The sequence below is a fragment of the Novosphingobium sp. BL-S-32 genome (genome assembly GCF_056857055.1).
The window spans coordinates 590,762-608,961 of sequence record NZ_CM166477.1; the positions used below are offsets into that span (position 1 = coordinate 590,762).

Below are 18,200 nucleotides of genomic sequence, written 5' to 3' on the forward strand. Positions count from 1 at the left end.
TGTCGGGCGACAAAATGAAGATTCGTTCGTATGTTGTCGGTCTGGCTTGCGGCATCTGCTGGGTCGCGGCTCCGCATTATGCTTTTGCTCAGGTAAATCCGTCGCCCTATACGCTGGCAACGCGCTATGACGCGAGCGGCCAGGTAACAGGTAAGATTGCGCCCGATGCGGACGGGGTCGCTCCGTTCAAATATGTGGCGACGCGCATGACGTACGATAGTCGCGGAAACGTGACCAAAGTCGAGTCGGGCCAACTCACCTCATGGCAAAGCGAAGCGGTGGAACCGCGTTATTGGTCGACGTTCTCGGTGTTCACCGTGACCGAGACGACTTACGACGACATGAACCGCAAGGTGACCGAGCTGGTCAAGGGGACCGACCTGGTACCGGTCAGTCTGACGCAATACAGCTATGACGCGGTCGGTCGGTTGGAATGCGCCGCGTCTCGCATGAATCCATCGACCTATGCCAATCTTCAATCGAGCGCGTGCACTTTGAACGAAGTGGGCGGTGATGGTCCTGACCGCATCAGCAGGAATGTCTACGACGCGACAGGACGGGTTGTCCAAATTCGGGAAGCCGTGGGAACGGCGATCGAGCAGCCGTACGTCACGTACAAATTTACACCGAACGGTAAGCAAAGTGTCGTCATCGATGCCGATGGCAACCGTGCGGAGATGATTTATGATGGGCTTGACAGGCAAATTGCGTGGGCTTTTCCGTCAAGCGCGCCCGTCATAGGTTTTGATGGAAGCACGCCCGATAGTGCGCTCGCCACCTCAGGGGCAGTATCAAGCTGCTCAATTGGCTACGTCACAGAGGTGAATGGTGTCAGCGGACCTAGCGCTGCCTATTCCGCTAGCGATAATTGCGAGAAGTATTACTATGACAGAAACAACAATCGCACTCAGCAGATGAAGCGTGATGGTTCGCTGCTGACGGTTGAGCTTGACGCACTGAATCGGGTCACGAAAAAATACGTGCCCGAACGCGTGGGACTTTCACCGGCTGCGACGCGCGACATCTTCTATGGTTACGACCTGCGCGGCGTACAGACTTATGCGCGGTTCGACAGCCAGAATGGGGAGGGCATAGTGAATGGCTTCGACGGCTTTGGAAACCTCGTTTCGACCTCGGTCAACATGGATGGCCAGAGTCGGCTTCTCGCCTTCGAATATGATTCGGACGGCAATCGAACAAAGATAACGTGGCCTGACGGTCGATACGTGACCAGGCAATATGATGGCCTCGACCGCGAACTGAATATCCGGAACGATAGCGGCGAGCTTCTTGCTTCACCGGCATACAGCGATCAAGGTCTGCTGCAGTCGATTGACCGACCTGGGCAGGCTTACGACCAGAGCTTCCGCTACGATGCTGCGGCGAGACTGTCTGATATTGCGATTACCAACGGAACTGCTGGCTCGCGGGCCGCTTGGCGGTTGACCTGGAATGCAGCAGGGCTAGTCACGAGCGAAACGCGTGATAATGACGCCTTTGCGTGGATTGGCGTAGGCAATCTTAACCGCAACTACTTAGCAAACGGACTCAATCAGTATGTTACGGCAGGGCCTGCGAATTTTTGCTATGACGCAAACGGCAACCTGACGGCAGCGCTGGGGACGCAGGAGCCAACCGTTTACCTATACGATGTCGAGAACCGCCTGGTGGAAGTTCGGGCAGCGACCTCGACGGCGTGCCCAAGCGCGTTGTCAGGCTACACAGGCGCACTTCAGGCCTCGTTGCGCTACGATCCGCAGGGGCGCCTTTATGAGATCCAGGGCAGTTCCTCTTCGAGCACTACGCGCTTCCTTTACGACGGCAGCGCGCTCGTTGGTGAATATGACGCGACGGGCAATCTGCTCCGGCGTTACCTGCATGGTGCCGACGAGGAATCCGATAATCCGCTGATCGAATTTTCTGGGTCCTCGATCAGCTCCTCGTCGGCGAGGCATCTCTACGCCGATTCTCGCGGTTCTGTCGTATTGTCCGGCGATGCGGCAGGAAGCGCCATTGCGATCAACAGTTATGACGAGTACGGCATCCCGGGTGGCGCCAATCGAGGGCGTTTCCAGTACACGGGACAGGCGTGGCTAGCGGAAGTCGGCATGTATTATTACAAGGCTCGCATGTACTCACCGACCCTTGGCCGCTTTTTGCAGACCGATCCGATTGGGTACAAGGATCAGGTCAACCTCTATGCGTACGTCAATAATAATCCTGCCAACTTTGGTGATCCCACCGGTCTTGGAATAGGTTGTGGGACAGATAAAGATGGCAACGCCGTAAATTGTTCTGATGACGGTCTGGGTGATATCGAAGCGCATGGCAATCGGGAGCCACAATCCGGCGCTCAGGTGAAGATCGGTCCGGCTCCGGACAAGTCAAAGCCGAAAAATGGTGGATGCCAGCTAGTTGCACCAGCCGGTCGTTATCGAGTAGGCGCAGGCACAATCGCACTGTTCCAACCTGATTTTGCGGCGAAATTGAGTACAGGAATCGACGCGCTAAATGACCAAGGAATTACCCCGATGTTCACAGATGGCTATCGCACACAGGCAATGCAAAATGCTCGTAGGCGAGCAGCTAGCTCCGGAGCTTCCCCATTCGGCGCAGCGCGGGGCATATCGGCCCACCAGGTCGGACTGGCGGCAGATTTTGGGGTTCGCTCAAACAACGGCAATAATTCTGCGATTTTAGATGCTATGGTGTCTGCCGGGCTCAAAAATGGTGCGAACTTCAAGCCATCTGACCCCGTCCACTATGTCGAACCTGGCGCTCGTCAAAGTCAAAATCAGGTAAAGGCGGCCAGTTGTGCCGCTGCTTACGCAAGGAAATAACGGTGCATAATTTATTGATGCGATGCATGATATTTGCTTCAATTATCGGTGTTAGTTCAGTAGCACATTCCAAGCCTGTGCCGATTAAAGAAAAAACGCTTTACGTTTATTTAACTGAGCGACGTGGCTGGTGTGCTCTCAAGGACCGACAGGCCTTTATTGGCGAAGTGAATTCAAACGAAGCATCGCAACTTGAAGCCGACCAGGCTCAAGTCTGGCTTGCAGATTCTCGGCCTGTTCGCCTCACCGAGTTCCGCATGGATGCGGATGGCGAATGGTCCACCACATCGACATATAAATTCACCTCAGACGGACACGTTACGGACGTGCGAGTGGTTGCTCGGAGTGGCGATCCAGCAACGGATAGAGTATATAATTTTAAACTCATCGCAGGGGCCTACAGTCCAGTTGTTCCTGTAACTCTGCCGGCCAATACCTTTCGGAGAGCTGTAGAGCTTTCGTCATTTCCCTTCTCGCAGCTTATCCGCCGGTTCGAAATTGTGAATCCGAATGACAAGCTTTGTGAAAAATGATTTCCACAATGTAAAAATGAGATTACAGTCGATGCCGGAAGGACAAGCCGTTTGAATGGAGCATGTTTGGATAGTGTGAGCCGATGACGTTGCCCCCTACATCCACATCCGACAACGTAGTACGGTCCGGAACGCAACATTGCGCTGTGGAAGTGAGAGAATGAGAAGACGAGCATGCGTTCGATAAAGACCCTTTAGGTTTGGCGCTGACGCGCTTTTAGAGTCGTGGGAGAGCGGCTACTGCGATTACTTCAACGGGTTGACGCGCGACGAACTGCTGAACGGTGAGATCTACACTCTGCTAAGGGCGTAAACTCAAAAACGGCGCCATCGATGTTTGAGGCAAAATGGTTCAGCGCCAGAAAGGAAGACGAAGGAATATATCGATATTTCCAGCATCTCCTGATGCAGAGATGGACCATTTTGATCAAATCCCAAAGGGACGCCCAAATGGCTTCCATCTCGAACCAAAGCGCCCTTGGACGGAGACGTTGCCGATCCGCTTCACCCCGGCCACAGCCGACGCCGGCCTGGACTCTGAATCGCGTTCAGTTGTTCCAGCTCTGCCTCTGCCGGATCGGCGCCAGAACGCTGGGGATTGGCCGCGGCAAGACGGCTGATGTGAATAGTGGGCGGTGAGCTAGGGCGTAAACTCATAAATTGGGTTGAATGGTCAGCCTTGCCGTGATTCAGGCGTCCTCGGAATGGAGGGTGTATGGCACGGCGGCGGTATGAACTGACGGACCCGGAATGGCTCATCATCGAGCCGTTGCTGCCCAACAAACCGCGTGGCGTGCCCCGAGTGGGTAATACCAAATCCCATTAATCAGAACCCATGGGCCCATTGGCGGATGCCGATGGACATGATGCGCCATGGTTGATCGACGAGCTTGGTCCAGGCGAAGCAGCAATGATCGACGATATCGTCGTAAGATTTGAAGATGCGGTTCGAGAGCCAGTTGTCGCGCATGAACTGCCAGATGTTTTCGACCGGGTTGAGTTCAGGACATCGTGGCGGCAGCGGCATCAGGGTGATGTTTGGCGGAATGACCAGTTCGGCCGATCCATGCCATCCGGCCTGATCGAGAATGACCACGGCATGTGCGCCCGGCGCGACGTGAAAGGCGATTTCCTCGAGGTGCATCGTCATCGCCTCGCTGTTGCAGGCCGGCATGACGATGCCTGCCGCCTTGCCCTCCAACGGGCAGATCGCTCCGAAGATCCAGGCCGAGGATCGGCGCTGATCCCTTGGGGCGCAAGGCCGGGTGCCGCGCTTGGCCCAGCGCCGGGTCAATTTGGTCTGCTGGCCGATCCGCGCCTCGTCCTGCCACCACAATTCTACGGGCGTTCCTTGGGGCAGGCTTGCGGTGATGCTTGCCAGGCGGGTGGCGAAGCTTTTTTAAAATGGGCAATATCGTCAGTCTTTTGGCCGTTGTGACGCGGGCGGGCCGAGAGCTTGCGGTAGCCTAGCGCGCGCATCTCCCGGCTCAGCGATTGCGGGGAAATCGACAGGCCAAACTCGTCCCACACCCATTGCGCCAGATCGACCAGCCGCCAGCGAACCACACCATGCGCGGACGGGATCGGCCCTGCCTCCACCTGCGCGGCCAGGGCCCGGCGCTGCTCATCGCCCAGGATTGAAGGCTTGCCGGGGGCCTTGCGCGATTTGAGCCCGTCAGGGCCCTCGGCGTTGAAGCGGATTACCCAGTCACGCACGATCTGGAGCGTCACACCGCCAATCTTCGCCGCATCACTCCGCGTGCCGCCATCCAGGATCGAGGCCATCGCCAAAAGCCGCCGCACCTGCTGCGCATCATCGCTGCGCCGGGCAAAAGCTCGCAAGTCTGACCCTGAATAATCGCTTCGCACAACCAACGACGCCGCCATCGCAAGCCTCCATCTGCTCGCGATGGTGAATCAGAAAAATCTGCTCTTGGGAATCCCAATGAGTCAGCCCCAACGGGATTTGGTATAAGCGGTAAAAATCCCCCATGTGGAGGTGGAGCGGCCTTGGCGGGTTTGGCGATGTAATTTCGGTGATCAAGCAGCGGTGACGATGTTGCTCATTTCGAACATGGTTTGCCCGGCGTTTGTATTGACCCAGTTGTATGGAAGCAGGTCGTCGATCGGATCGGTGTCGGAGCGGCTGATAATTCGGGCGAGTACATCGGAGAGGTAGGCATAGGGCTCGAGGTCCAGCATCTTGCAGGTTTCGACCAGCGAGGCGATCGCCGCCCAATTTTCGGCGCCGAGTTGGTGGCCGGCGAACAACGCATTTTTTCTCTGGAGAGTCACTGGCCTGATGGCCCGTTCGGCGGCGTTGTTGTCGAGCTCGATCCGCCCGTCGTCGAGGAACCGGCTGAAGCCCGCCCAACGTTTCAGCGCATATTTCATCGCGTCGCTTGTCGCCGAGCCAGCCATGATGCGGGGGCTGATGGCAGTGAACCAAGCATGGAGGCTATCGATCAGCGGACGGCTTCGCTCCTGCCGTACAGCAAGGCGCTCCTCGGGCGGGCGACCACGGATGTCCTTTTCGATGCCGTAGATCCTGGCGATGCGCTGCAACGCATCCTGCGCGATCGGAGCATCACTGCCCGCATCGACAAACTTACGTCGCAGGTGCGCCCAGCAGTAGGATTTCCAGACGCCAGCATTGGCGCGGTCATCCTTGCCGAACTGGTCGTAGGCTTGCCAGGCATCGACCTGCAGGATGCCGTGGTAGGCTCCCAGCAGCTGTCTCGCCCACATGGCCCCGCGGCCGGGCATATAGGTGTAGAGCGCCAGCGGCGGATCGGCACCGCCATGGGCCCGGTCGTCACAGACGATGACCCACATGTAGCCGGTTTTGGTCTTGCCGGTCCCCGGTGCCAGCACCTTGACGGTGGTTTCGTCGACGAACAGCCGTGATCGTGCAAGTGCATCCACGCGCATCCGGTCGACGATCGGCTGCAGCGCCGCAATGCCCCGGCCGACCCAGTTGGCCAGCGTGGCGCGGCTGATCTCGATGCCCTGCCGCGCGAAGATCTTCGACTGGCGATAAAGCGGAAGGTGGTCGCAGTACTTGTTGATGAGAACATCGGCGATCAGCGCTTCGGTCGGCAAGCCGCCCGGCACCACGCGCGCCGGTGCCGGGGCCTGGTGTACGCCATCGGTACAGCACCGGCATGCATAGCGCGGCCGGATCGTGACCATGACGCGGTGCTGCGCCGGGATGATGTCGAGCCGTTCCGCACGGTCCTCACCGATCTTGTGCAGCGCGCCGCCACAGGCGCATTCCAGGCTGTCGGGTTCGATCACCACCTCGAAGCGCGGCAGATACGCCGGCAGCGATGCACGTTGTGTGTCGGCGGGCCGGCGTTTGCGAGGCACGAGGCCATGACGCTCGGTTTCTTCGTCCGTCTTATCCTGCAGGCCCTGGGCCTCACCAAGGGCCACGGCCTGGTCTTCCAGCGCCAGTGCGAGCTGATCGGCAGAAAGCTTCTCCGACCGCTTGCCGAAGGTCGTGCGGTTGATCAGTTTGAGGATATGCTCGAGCCGCGCTGCGCGGGCGCGCTCGGCCAGTAGCATCGCCTTGAGCTGCTCGACGTCGTCGGGAAGCTCGTCGTATCCGGCTTCTGCGCCGGTCGCTGCGGGGAGTTCTGGGTGCGCCGCCACGCCTGCATTCTAGCGGATTTTGCCTCGCGAGGAACAGCCTTGCGCCAAGCAGAATCAGGCATGCGGCCTACTGCGCATGGATCGGTTTGGGCACGCGCGGCACGTGCACGCGCGACCAGTCCAACCCCTCGATCAACGCCGAGGCTTGCGCCGCTGACAGCTTCATCACCCCGTCTCCCGGACGTGGCTGTCGATGGCAGAGTAAAATGCCCCACAACGAACATTTGAAAATTCCCCACTTCTTCTGATTGGCCCTTGTCCGGGGCGAGCCCCGGACGAGGGCCAAAACAAAATATCGGGCATACTCCTCTTGAGGAGGCGCTGCCGCGATGAAGAAGCTTGGAGATCTGATGATGATCCTGGATTTGCATCGCCAAGGTCTGAAGGTGGCGGTGATCGCCCGCCAGACCGGCATCGACCGCAAGACCGTGCGCAAATACATTGCACGTGGGCTCGAGATACCGACCTACGGCCCCCGGCAGCCACGTGACTGCTTGCTGGATCCGTGGCTCGATTACCTGAAGGCAAGGCTCGAGGCGTATCCCGGCCTGAGTGCGCAGCGGCTTTTGCGTGAGATTAGCGAGCGTGGCTACGCTGGCAGTTACAGCACCGTGCGCGATGCGGTGCGTGCGCTACGGCCGGCCGGTGGTGGCAGCGCCTTCGCCGTGCGCTTCGAGACGCCGCCAGGGCAACAGGCTCAGGTCGACTTCGCACAGTTCCGAGTGCGCTTCACCAGCGCGCCGGACAGCGTCCAGATTGTCTGGTTGTTCTCGATGGTGTTGGGCTTCTCACGGCTGATCTGGGGGCGCTTTGCACAGCGCCAGACGATGCAGACCGTGCTTGCGTGCCACAGAGCTGCGTTCGAGGCGATCGGCGGCGTGCCGCGCGAAATCCTCTACGACCGGATGAAGACGGCCGTTCTCGGTGAGGATGAAGATGGCCGCGTCGTTTACAACCGGACGCTCGGCGAGTTCGCGCGCCACTATGGCTTCTTGCCGAAGGCTTGCCGCGCTTACCGACCAGAGACGAAAGGCAAGGTCGAGCGGCCATTCCGCTATATCCGTGAAGACTTTTTCCTGGGCGGCACGTTCCGCGATCTCGACGATCTCAACCTTCAGTTCGGAAAGTGGCTCAGCGGCGTCGCCAACCCGCGTGTACATGCAACGACCGGACGTATCGTCAATGAGGCGTTTGCGCAGGAAAAACCGACACTCCAGCTCCTGCCGCTGATCCCGTTCGGCGCGGTTCTCAAGCTCGAGCGCAGGATTAGCCACGAAGGTATGGTGAGCGTCGGCGGCAACTATTACTCGGTACCCGATGCGACCCGCAAACGGGTGGTAGAGGTCCACAGCCTGGCGGACGAGATCTGCATCTTCGAAGATGATCGGCTGATTGCTCGTCACCCCCTTCTGGAAGGGCGCCGGCAGCGCTCGCTATTGGAAGGTCACCGGCGTCAATATCGGGCCAAAGACGAAAATCCGATCCCGCACGGCTTCAGCGGTGAAGTGGTGACGCGCCGTTCGCTCGACTTCTACGCCGCGGTCGCTCACCAGATGGCAACGACGGGAGCTGGCGCATGAACTCGCTGCTTCCCGATCCGACGGCATCGCTGCTCGATCGCATCAAGATCAGCATGGTCGGCCTCAAAATGCCGCGCGCCATTGAAGTGGTCGATACCTGCGTGTCTCGTCTCGACCGTGGCGAAATCACCGCACTCGAAATGATCGAACAGCTTCTCCTCGAAGAACTTACGTTCCGCGAGGAACGACGCATCCGGACCGCCTTGCGGATGGGCCGGCTGAATACCGTCAAGACACTCACCGGCTACGACTTCTCGTTCCAGCCTTCGCTCGACAAGGCCCGCATCCTGGCGCTTGCCGAACTGAACTTCGTCGCGCGATGCGAGGTGGTCCATCTGCTTGGCCCCCCGGGCACCGGAAAGAGCCATCTTGCCAGCGCGCTCGGCCTCGAGGCCGTCAAAGCTGGAAAGAGCGTCTCGTTCATCACGCTCGCGGATCTGATCAGCGCGCTTGCAAAGGCTGAACGGGAGGGCTCCCTGCAGGAGCGGATCCGCTTCTACTGCAGGCCTTCCCTGCTGATCGTTGACGAGATTGGCTACCTTCCGGTGGTACCCGGGGGCGGCAATCTGTTCTTCCAGCTCGTCAATGCGCGGTACGAAAAAGGGGCGATGATCCTCACCTCGAACCGGGGCTTCGCGGAATGGGGCGAAATCTTCGGCAGTCCTGTGGTCGCTACAGCGCTGCTCGACCGCTTGCTTCACCACGCCATCGTCATCCAGATCGACGGTTCAAGCTATCGCCTCAGGCGCCACGCAGACCTGCTGCCCGAGCATGTCCGCTCCACTGCACGAATTACCCCGCCAGCACCCACGGAACCTCGGCGTCGAGGCCGTCCTCCCAGAACAGGAGGCGCCTCCATGCCGACGTGAACGTTACGCCGCAAAGTGGGGAATTTTACTTTGCCCGTTCCGGGGAAAATTACAGTGTCGTTGACAGTGGCCAACGGAACTTCCCATCGTGCAATCGCTTCGTCACCAGCACCAGCCCAGTGCCGTCCCAGACCAGGAGTTTGATCCGGTCCGCCCTGCGTGCCCGGAAGATAAACAGCATGCCTGAGAAGGGATCGAGCCTGAGCTCGCGCTCGACCAGCGAGGCAAGGCCCACCATTCCTTTCCTGAAGTCCACGGGCTGCGTTGCTACCAATACCTTCAGGGGGCCGGGCGGGATGATCACGCGCTTACCCGCGCGGCCAACAATACCCGCTCGATGTGATCCGCGCTCACGTCGGGCGGGATACGGATCAGCAGCCCGCTTACCTCGACGATTATCTGGCCGTTCACTAGTGGCACTGCCGGGCTGGACAACTCGTCGTCCTTCCCGCGCTCGACCATCGCAGGCACAAAGGCCATCGCCTCTGCGCGCTCCCGCAATCCGCGCCGCCATGTGTACAACTGTTGCGGAAACATCCCATGGCGGCGCGCCACCGCTGACACATTGGCACCCGGCTCAAGACTTTCCGCGATGATCTGCGCGCGCGCCTCAGGCGTCCAGTGACGCTTGCCCCGCGGGCTTTCGATCACGTCAAGCCGCTGCACCTGACCCGGGGCGTTCGTTTCGAAACATGTTTCGAAATCAGTTTCATCACTCACTGGTAACCTCGCCATTCACTGCGGCGAAACTACCAACCTCGGAGCATCTGAAAATGTGGGGGATTTTTACCGCTTACTGATTACTTCCGGCAGGTTCGAGTGTCGCAACCCAAACCTATCCGAAAATCACGGTGACCACCTCAACGCTCAGCGACACCACCTCCCGGGACACGATCAATGGGCGAGAAAACCGCAAACATCCCGGAAGACATCGCATGATACCGGAACGGCCCCATAAAATTTTCGCCGCCCCGTCACGATGACCGGTTCGGTCTCACGCCGTCTTTGCGCACGCAACGCACGCGAATTCCCACAATCGCGGAACTCCGAATTGCGCCAGAGCTCGGCGGCGCTCGCACCGCTTCGCGATCCGGAATATCGGCACCTCGGCCGTCTGATCACGGGCGCATTGCCCGCTGGCGCAACCGCGCATGGCCGGTCACCTGGCAGACGTGATCGACCAGTGCGCAAACTATCACTCTGATCTGGTCCGGCGTGAAGCCGCCGTCGTCGAGAACCTTGTCGTCGAACAGATGGGACCGGTTCCATTTCCAGTAGGGCGACAGCACCTGCAGCAGCCGCGCGGTCTCCGGGCAATCGTAGCCGAAACCGGTGACGTTGGCGTAGGCGAGCGACCTGTCGACCTGGAGGCCGACATGCCGCGCACACCAGCTGTCGGGAAAGCCGACATCGAGCAGGTGGGCCGATAGTGCCAGCTGGGCAACGATCCCGGACGTGTAGAGGAAATAGTGCCAATCGAACGGCACATCGGGCGAAAGCGAGCCCATGAACTCTTCGGCTCGTCTGGCGCGTGCGCGGCTGAGACTACGACCCTGCTGAGTGCGCAGCAATCGCACCGGCTCCGCGCGATAGATTTTCCAGAGCGCCGCGAGCGCGGAATGGTCATTGGGCAAGGAGTTCAGCGCCGCAGAGACAGCGGCGATTTCATCGGGTGAAGCAGCACGAACAAGAGCGTCCATTAGCACCTCCGGGTCCGCATCTAGGCGGGTTGGCGGAAGGCTTCGAGACAACCTGCGGACCAGTCCCGAACTCCCGCACGCTAACGCGCGGGAGCCGCCGGAGCTGGTAACATGCACACGTCATGCGCCGCCGCCTTTCACCCGAAGGCTTGGACATGCGCGACGGCACCCCGGAAAACCGTGTTTTCCGAGCTTGCTTCGTGTGCGGGATTACCAGTCCCGGCGCTGCCCTTTGCGCAGCGCCCTGGCAGGATAACAGACGGGAATCCTTACGCCAAGGCCATGTTGAATCAGGCGAGATCGACATTGTGCGGTGCAGTCCTTCGCCTCATCAGGGGCTGCGTATTTGAGGGCGATAATGGCGGTGAGTACAACTCGTTAGGCGGCCGTGAAAATTCTGACGCCGGCCTACTGGCCTGCCACTGGTTGGAAGCAAGACTAAGAAACTGAATGGTCTACGACGCAAAAGGCGAAGAGGCGGCTTCAGTGCCGCTCGCCCGATTTCAGTCTAATCGAACTGCCTGCAGTGGTCATGAAACGCGAGAGGTCGCGCGGTTACGCGATCTGGTCGAGCGATTGGGCCGGCGGACAATATTGTTCTGGCTTGACGATGGCGGGTGGCGCTTTGAAGCCATTACAACTTGGATCACTTGATGATACACTGAACCTGCTCCATTTGATGTTTTGGGCCCAAAATGGGTTCGCATCCGATATAGCGCCGCGGTGGCTGTCAGGGCCTTAAGATGAGACCGTAGGCGGCGCTGCGAGGAGCCGCTTTATGGAAGAGCAGAATATCGACACGGGCCGCATTGATGCGGCAATCCTAGGATTGATGTTCCTGACGCTGCACGACGCGGACAGGATTTCGGGCACAATCCGAGCTTGGAAGTCGTTCGATTGGGCCGCGCTCGGGCGGCTGCATGACCAGGGATGGATCCACAATCCCGTGGGTAAGGCGAAGTCAGTAGTGCTTTCGCCTGCCGGACAGGAGCGCTGCGAGCAGTTGTTCCGTCAGCTGTTTTGTACGCCCTTCAAGGATCCTGTATCATGATGTTCAGGCCGCGAGTCCTGTGTTGAGGTTTGCTGCCCGCTAGCTTTCCATTTGCACGTGAGGAGTTCGTTGAGGCGTGCGGTAGGAAGAAGCAGAAGATCATTGGCGGGCGCTCACCGCCTCGCGCTCGACGGGGGGGCAGCGCCTTCCCGCCTACGCCACGGCGCGAAGCTTGCGCTCGGTGGAGTTTTTGATCAAGCAGATCCGGGCGTTGGGCGAGGAAGATGGTGCAGCACTCCCAGTCGTTCAGGAAGTAATTGATCGCCTTGGTCACACCGTCGTAGCGCGGGAGGTCGGCGCGTGTTTCGCGCATGCAGCTTTCTAGCCCGCCGACGGCTGCACTCGTTGCCGCGGTGCGACATCATCAACTTCTCATCGATGTCGGTGAGGCGCTCATTCAGTTTCCGGTATTCCGCGGCTTAGGTAGCGAAGAGTTCTGTGCGAGCGTCGGGACGGTTAAATCGACGGCGGGGCGGTCGAGCCGTGGCTGGATCTTGCAAATCCCATTGGTCGCGGGAAGGCCGAATACGGCCGCGTAACCTCTATCCGCGCTGGCAAGTTGGGCCTTGTTCTGAACCAGCCTTTCGCGCACCCTGATCAACATGAACGACGTTTGCCGCTCAGCGTTTTTGCCGGCACGAAGCGCATTGCTGGGCGGCTCATGCCCTCGCAGAGTGCCTCAGCGCTGCTGCATCGTTCTTTCCCCGTTTAGCGTAGGACTTGGATAATTGTGGTGCGGTCAGCTTCACGTCATGGCCTAGCGACCTCAGCTGCAGTGCTGTCCGCTCGGTCGGACACTCCGGAATGTCTCCTTCGGATCCCAGTTGGCTTCTGAGCTGCCCTTCGTTCAAGTCGCCTGACTGCAGCCCCGTGGGAGACGCCGGCACGGCAGCTTCGCTCATACGGAAACGGGATAGCCGCCATTCGATCGGGGAGGGGACGCTTCCGTAGCCGACCCTTTGTGGTCGCTCAGCAGCCAGTTTTTCGTTCCCAGGTGCGGACGGACCGCTCTTATGTTCGTTTTCAAGAGCGTTTGGCATGACAGTCTCCTTTCGTCGCTGACGACGAAATTTGGAAGTAAAGTTTGGTGCACGAAGTAGGAGGCAGGGCTTTAGACGACGGTTGGCACACTCTTATTCGCGGGTTGGATACCGCATTTCCGTATGTTCGTCTGGGGCTGCCTCGGTCTTTTGTTCGGGCATAGACTTTAATAGTCCGCCACAAAGCGGACGCGAGGGTTCCCCACCGGGGCCCTGTCCCCAACTTCGTACATCAAACAGATGATATCGGCTTCGATTTTCTCCTTACTATGATTGCAGGCGTCCGCCTCAGTCCTGTGCGGCGGGTGAGACCTCTTGCCCAATGGCCCAAAGAAACGCCGCCATCTCGCGCGCAATCGCGGTTACGGCGACGGCCTTTCGCTTCCCGGCCGCCATAAGTTTTCGATAGCGAGCGCATAACCTGACTTGCGCCTTCCAGGCGATTTCCCGCACAGGGATTGGCAGATCTTCCAGGCGAGCTTGAAGCGTGTGGCTCACTCTAGCCGGGAAGCGATATGTCCACGCGCCCTCGACCAGCACCCGGCGCGCCCGCATGTTGCCTGCCTTCGTGATGCCGCCGCGCCTCACCCGTTCCCCAGTCGAACTTTCTGAGGGCACGAGCCCCAGATACGCCATCAACTGCGGGGCGCTGTCAAAGCGACGTATGTCCCCGATCTCGACAACAAAAGTGACAGCGGTGAGGAATGCAACGCCGCGCATCGCCTGATAGGCGTTGACGACGGGGGCCATCGACCAGGAGGCTGCCGTCTCGGAAACCTGTTTGGTGATCCTTTCCAAGCGGACTTCAGCATCCTCGATCGCTCGCATATATTCCTCGAGCACAATGTGGTGGGCTGGGTGCGTGAAGCTTTGCTTGGCCAGCCATCGACGATGGATCTTTGTCCATGTCGCCTTGCCTTTGTAGATCCGACCGTGTCGTAGCAGGAATGCCTGAAGCTGCTGGCGTGCTCTTCTCAGCGCGTCGTTGGCGGCTTCGCGCGCCCGTACAAGATCGCGTACTGCTTCATGCGCTTCGTCGGGCACCCATACTCGGGTCAACTCGCCAGCACGGTGGAGCCGCGCCAAGCTTAAGGCATCACGCCGGTTTGTCTTCACCCTGTCACCGGGACGCTTGGGGATAAGTGACGGTGCCACAACCTCGCAGTCATGACCCAGCCCCAGGATCTGGCGATAGAGATCGTATCCGGTCGGTCCAGCCTCGTAGCAAAAGTGAAGCCTGCCCCCGCGCTTTGCCAGCTTCGCCACCATCGCGGCTACGGATGCAGGCTCCGACGAAATGTCACCAAAAAACCGCACTTCGCCAGTCCGATCACCTTCCGCAATTGCGACCGAGATCTTCAACTTTGACGTGTCGAGTCCGACGAAAAGTTCGCTATGCTCTTCCATGGTCCGCCCTCGCTTAAGCTTGGGGCACGGCGCTGGCCCTTCCGGCGCAACCCCCGATCCTAGCTTACCGTGGGGGCGGGCCACCTTCACCAATCGAACATACGGTCTTTCCCATCCTGGACGCCCAACTCTGGCCGATTTCGGAATGGCGGCTAACTGGTTAAGAGGGGCAGACAGCTGCCTGTCGCCTTCTGGTCTTGGGCGTCGGCGGAAACCGAAGTTCGCTGTCGTTCCGTTCGTGCCCCGGATCAATTCGTTCGCAGATATTTCCAGCGCCCCCCGGAAGCGGACATAGTCGACGTTGCGAAGGGGCTCTTTCGCAACACCAGATCAATAACCGACTTCCAGCGTTACGGCAGTTAATCGGCCTTTGATCTTGCCGACCAGCGTTACGTTGCCGCCCGGCGAGTCTGGACTGTTCATGGCCATGATCGCGCTGGTTGTCATGCGAGCCAAGAAAAGCGGTTGAAACGTTGTTTGACCTGGTGCGGTAATGATAGTGGTTTTCCCGCGATCATCGGCCCAAGCGCCATACCCCCAAGCTGCTCCGATCAGCCGTAGCGATCGGCCGGGAGGCGGCGAGGGGAGGGCACGTTCAGGAAACTTACGCTGTTCCTCGCATTCGATTTTGGTCAACCGCCCATTAGAGAGTGTGCCTCCCTCGTAATCAGCTTGCAGCGAGTAGCATCGGTCATCGCTGAATTTGAGAGTGACTGGCAGAAATCCGGGAGCCCATGCCGCGACGAGAGAGGATTTGCTGGTTTCCGCTATCGCGAACGCGCCAACGACCTTGGCATGGCCCACAGCCGAACCCCGCTTATAAGCTGGATCGACGTGGATCAGATTCATCACGGTTGCATCAGGAATACGGGTCAGCCTTGGCGCGGCGGGGTCTGATGGCGCCGCGACCCCCGGCTTCGAGCCTTTGCCACTATATCCCGAAGGCGGAACGGCCTGCGCATGCGCGCTGATGGCCGCCACGGCCACGACGACCGCTGCAATCATAAGGCCAGATGTCGCTGTTTTATTTTTCATTCGCTGCTCCTGTGCCAAGGCAGTTTACGGCTATGATAATAAAGAGCTAGCCCGCTTGCTCGTTGCAAAAGGGTTCCCTTTTGCACTGCCCACCCTCTCTGCCAGATCAACAGCTTGTCTGATGCAAAAGGCCGTTGCAGAATGGCGGCTTCGCGAGCGGACATTCCCCAAACCTGCCCACGCAAAATCCACCCATGATCGCCGTTTCGGATGGCCAATCGCATGATTAGCAGCGCGTCGCTGTCTTCTCGCCACGACCCATTTCGGACCCTCAGCGCCGGATTCCAGCTTCCGCGGTGCGGAAGGTCCGCTATGTGGCAGGTCGCGACCAGAGCCGGTCGTTCGGATCAGCTGCCGTGAACGTCGGCTCCTGACAGAAACTGCCGATGGGGCTAAGTGAGGTGGACCATTGGCAAAACCCCAAAATTGTTGTCGTTCGCGCCGCGAGACGACGATCTCGAAAGCGGCCGTTCGTCTAACGAGCACCGGAACTCGTAACTGCAGTCAAGACAACGAGGGTTGGACCTATTAATGGGGCGCAGAATTGGGGCGGACGGTTGTTGGTGTGCCTGCCGACCTGCTGGCGGTCCGGTTGAACGAGCCAACGTGAGCGACCTGGGCGTGGGCCCTTCGCAACACTACATCCCGTCAAACTCGATTTCGGAAGGCATACAAGTAGATGAAGCGTAAGGCCCTGGTGATTGGCAACGGCGCCTACGCGCCCGGGTTTGACCTCGAAAACGCTGTGAACGACGCCATGGCCGTAGCCGGGGCGCTGCGCCGCAGTGGATTCGAGGTAAACGAGTTTACGGACCTCGACCATACGGCCATGCGGGACGCCGCGCTCGCGTTCGGCAAGTCGCTCAATCGGGACGGCGCCGCCACTTTCTACTTCGCGGGGCACGGCGTCGAGATCGATGGCGTCAACTACCTGATCGGGATTGACGCCGACCCGACGAGCGCGGTCGACGCGAAGCACAACTCCCTCAAACTCGACTACGTGGTGGACCTAATGGACCACGCCGGATCGGAAACAAACATCGTTATCCTTGACGCCTGCCGCGAGAACCCGTTCGGCAGGAACTGGGACCGGTCGCTGGGTACGGGGGGACTGGGGCCGGTGACCGCGCCACGGGGTACGCTGATCGCGTTCGCGACGTCGCCCGGTGAGAAGGCGATGAACGGCATCGGCAAGCATGGCCGCTACACCGAGGCTCTGCTCCAGCATTTCGATGCGGTCTGTCCGGTCGAAACAATGTTCAAGCGCGTGCGGGCGACGATGGCGACCTCGACCGGCAAAAAGCAAACGCCATGGGAGCACACTTCGCTGATCGCGGAGTTCTACTTCAACCGCAGTCGCAACGTGCCCGTGACCCAGTACAGCGAGCAGGCAGTCAGCGACGGCGGGTTCATCGCGGATCCAAAGAAGCCGGCGCACGTGGTCCTCCATGAACTGAAGTCGCAGGATTGGTACAGGCAGAACCCCGCCGCGCGGGGCATCAAGCCTTCGGACCTGAATGGCTTCAGCGAGAACGCTTGTTTCATGATCGGTCGCGCACTCTATTCCGCCGCCGACGACGGATCCAACGGTGCCGAACTATGGGTGACCAACTTCATCGCGAAGACGGGCGGCGTCGACCTGGACAAGCGCAAGGCGCTGCTCGACGGGATGCTCTTCGAAGTATTCTTCGATCGCGACGGCATCCTGCGCAGCAAGCCGAAGGCGAAGCACTTCGACGAGCTCTACGGCGCGGCGAGCGCGAAAGTATTGCGGCCGAGCCTGGAATTTCTCGGCGAAGTGCTGGTCAACACCGGGCGGCGGTTTCTCGCTTTCCCCAACATCGACGACGACGTGTCGGTCGACATCACGACAACTATGCTCCCGGGTAAAGCCAATCCGTCGATCACAGGGATTGTAGTAGGTGGTCGCGACATTCTCTCGCTTGACAGCCCCGACTATGTCGACGAGCACGGGATACCGCGATACTTCGCGTTCCGACCGCAGGACCTCGCGAATCGGCTCGCCGCCGAAGCTGCGCTGCCCACTTCGCGGCAGGTGTTGAATTTCCCTGATCTCTCCATACCACCCGCCGAACTCGGCTACCCTGTTGGCTATTCGCTCGAATGGATGAGCTGACGGGGCGCAAACGACCAACATATGTCGCTCAGCATAAAGCACTTGAATATCCGCTCACACAGGAACCTGTCGTTACCATGGGCGTAAGCGTCCGCCCGGGGCCGTTGGTGGCTGAAAACGCCCCCTTGCGGTCATTGTTTCCAGGTGTCAGCCTCGTCGAATGGAGACGCAATCAGAAGTAGTGCAAACGGCAACCAACCAGAAGGGCGACAAACCCCGAGAGGGGGACAGGCGCTGGAGCTTCATGCGACGTGCCGATGGCTTCTTCGCTCACTACGAAGAGACATACATTGACCTCTACGATCATGGTGGGGGTGTGGATGGATATTGGACGCGTTCTCACGCGTCTGGGCT

13 protein-coding genes and 1 pseudogene are annotated in these 18,200 nt (G+C 59.5%); 7 read left to right on the forward strand and 7 right to left on the reverse strand.

Annotated elements, in window-relative coordinates; genetic code table 11:
* Positions 1-14: 14 nt before the first annotated feature.
* From AC1VVK_RS19370 to AC1VVK_RS19380, 3 genes and pseudogenes are all read left to right on the forward strand, one after another.
* Positions 15-2,840 carry an RHS repeat-associated core domain-containing protein gene (locus tag AC1VVK_RS19370; RefSeq protein ID WP_482906394.1) on the forward strand — a complete coding sequence of 942 codons (2,826 nt, stop codon included), beginning with the start codon at positions 15-17 and terminating at the stop codon, positions 2,838-2,840.
* 2 nt (positions 2,841-2,842) lie between these two features.
* Entirely contained in the window at positions 2,843-3,373 is a 531-nt protein-coding gene (locus AC1VVK_RS19375) for a hypothetical protein (protein WP_482906395.1), read from the forward strand.
* Positions 3,374-4,088: 715 nt separating this feature from the next.
* Positions 4,089-4,190, forward strand: a pseudogene (locus AC1VVK_RS19380) (IS5/IS1182 family transposase); the annotation flags it as partial.
* Positions 4,191-4,199: 9 nt separating this feature from the next.
* Here the strand turns inward: AC1VVK_RS19380 and AC1VVK_RS19385 are convergent.
* Positions 4,200-5,260 (reverse strand): IS630 family transposase gene (locus AC1VVK_RS19385; RefSeq protein WP_482906396.1). Its coding sequence is split into 2 segments (ribosomal slippage): positions 4,200-4,756 and positions 4,756-5,260, totalling 1,062 coding nucleotides; the frame shifts between segments, so codons are not numbered across the junction.
* Between the two features lie 153 nt (positions 5,261-5,413).
* Positions 5,414-6,940 carry an IS66 family transposase gene (tnpC, locus tag AC1VVK_RS19390; RefSeq protein WP_482906746.1) on the reverse strand — a complete coding sequence of 509 codons (1,527 nt, stop codon included), beginning with the start codon at positions 6,938-6,940 and terminating at the stop codon, positions 5,414-5,416.
* 416 nt (positions 6,941-7,356) lie between these two features.
* Between tnpC and istA the strand changes: the two genes are divergently transcribed.
* Both istA and istB read left to right on the forward strand, forming a co-directional pair.
* Positions 7,357-8,607 (forward strand): IS21 family transposase, encoded by a 1,251-nt coding sequence (gene istA / locus AC1VVK_RS19395; protein ID WP_482903749.1) that lies wholly within the window; start codon positions 7,357-7,359, stop codon positions 8,605-8,607.
* Positions 8,604-9,476, forward strand: a complete 873-nt coding sequence (gene istB, locus AC1VVK_RS19400) for an IS21-like element helper ATPase IstB (RefSeq protein ID WP_482903750.1) — start codon at positions 8,604-8,606, stop codon at positions 9,474-9,476. The genes istA and istB overlap by 4 nt, the downstream gene beginning before the upstream one ends.
* A gap of 49 nt (positions 9,477-9,525) precedes the next feature.
* On the opposite strand, the gene tnpB is transcribed toward istB, so the two are convergent.
* From tnpB to AC1VVK_RS19415, 3 genes are all read right to left on the reverse strand, one after another.
* A complete protein-coding gene (gene tnpB, locus AC1VVK_RS19405) occupies positions 9,526-9,780 on the reverse strand; it encodes an IS66 family insertion sequence element accessory protein TnpB (protein WP_482906397.1) in 255 nt (84 codons plus the stop codon).
* The gene (gene tnpA / locus AC1VVK_RS19410; RefSeq protein ID WP_482906398.1) at positions 9,777-10,196 is read right to left on the reverse strand and encodes an IS66-like element accessory protein TnpA; all 420 of its coding nucleotides are present in this window, start codon (positions 10,194-10,196) and stop codon (positions 9,777-9,779) included. The genes tnpB and tnpA overlap by 4 nt, the downstream gene beginning before the upstream one ends.
* Before the next feature lie 398 nt (positions 10,197-10,594).
* Positions 10,595-11,176, reverse strand: a complete 582-nt coding sequence (locus AC1VVK_RS19415) for a hypothetical protein (protein ID WP_482906399.1) — start codon at positions 11,174-11,176, stop codon at positions 10,595-10,597.
* Between the two features lie 778 nt (positions 11,177-11,954).
* On the opposite strand from AC1VVK_RS19415, the gene AC1VVK_RS19420 reads away from it, so the two are divergent.
* Entirely contained in the window at positions 11,955-12,227 is a 273-nt protein-coding gene (locus AC1VVK_RS19420) for a DUF6429 family protein (RefSeq protein ID WP_482906400.1), read from the forward strand.
* A 1,328-nt stretch (positions 12,228-13,555) separates the two neighbouring features.
* Here AC1VVK_RS19420 and AC1VVK_RS19425 read toward each other — a convergent pair.
* Together AC1VVK_RS19425 and AC1VVK_RS19430 are read right to left on the reverse strand one after the other, a co-directional pair.
* On the reverse strand, positions 13,556-14,674 hold the full coding sequence (locus tag AC1VVK_RS19425) for an IS110 family RNA-guided transposase (RefSeq protein WP_482906401.1): 1,119 nt from the start codon (positions 14,672-14,674) through the stop codon (positions 13,556-13,558).
* 330 nt (positions 14,675-15,004) lie between these two features.
* Positions 15,005-15,709, reverse strand: coding sequence for a hypothetical protein (locus AC1VVK_RS19430; RefSeq protein ID WP_482906402.1), 705 nt, complete (start codon positions 15,707-15,709; stop codon positions 15,005-15,007).
* A 679-nt stretch (positions 15,710-16,388) separates the two neighbouring features.
* Here AC1VVK_RS19430 and AC1VVK_RS19435 point away from each other — a divergent pair.
* Complete coding sequence (locus AC1VVK_RS19435; RefSeq protein ID WP_482906403.1) at positions 16,389-17,846, forward strand: caspase family protein; 1,458 nt, start codon at positions 16,389-16,391, stop codon at positions 17,844-17,846.
* Positions 17,847-18,200: the final 354 nt, after the last annotated feature.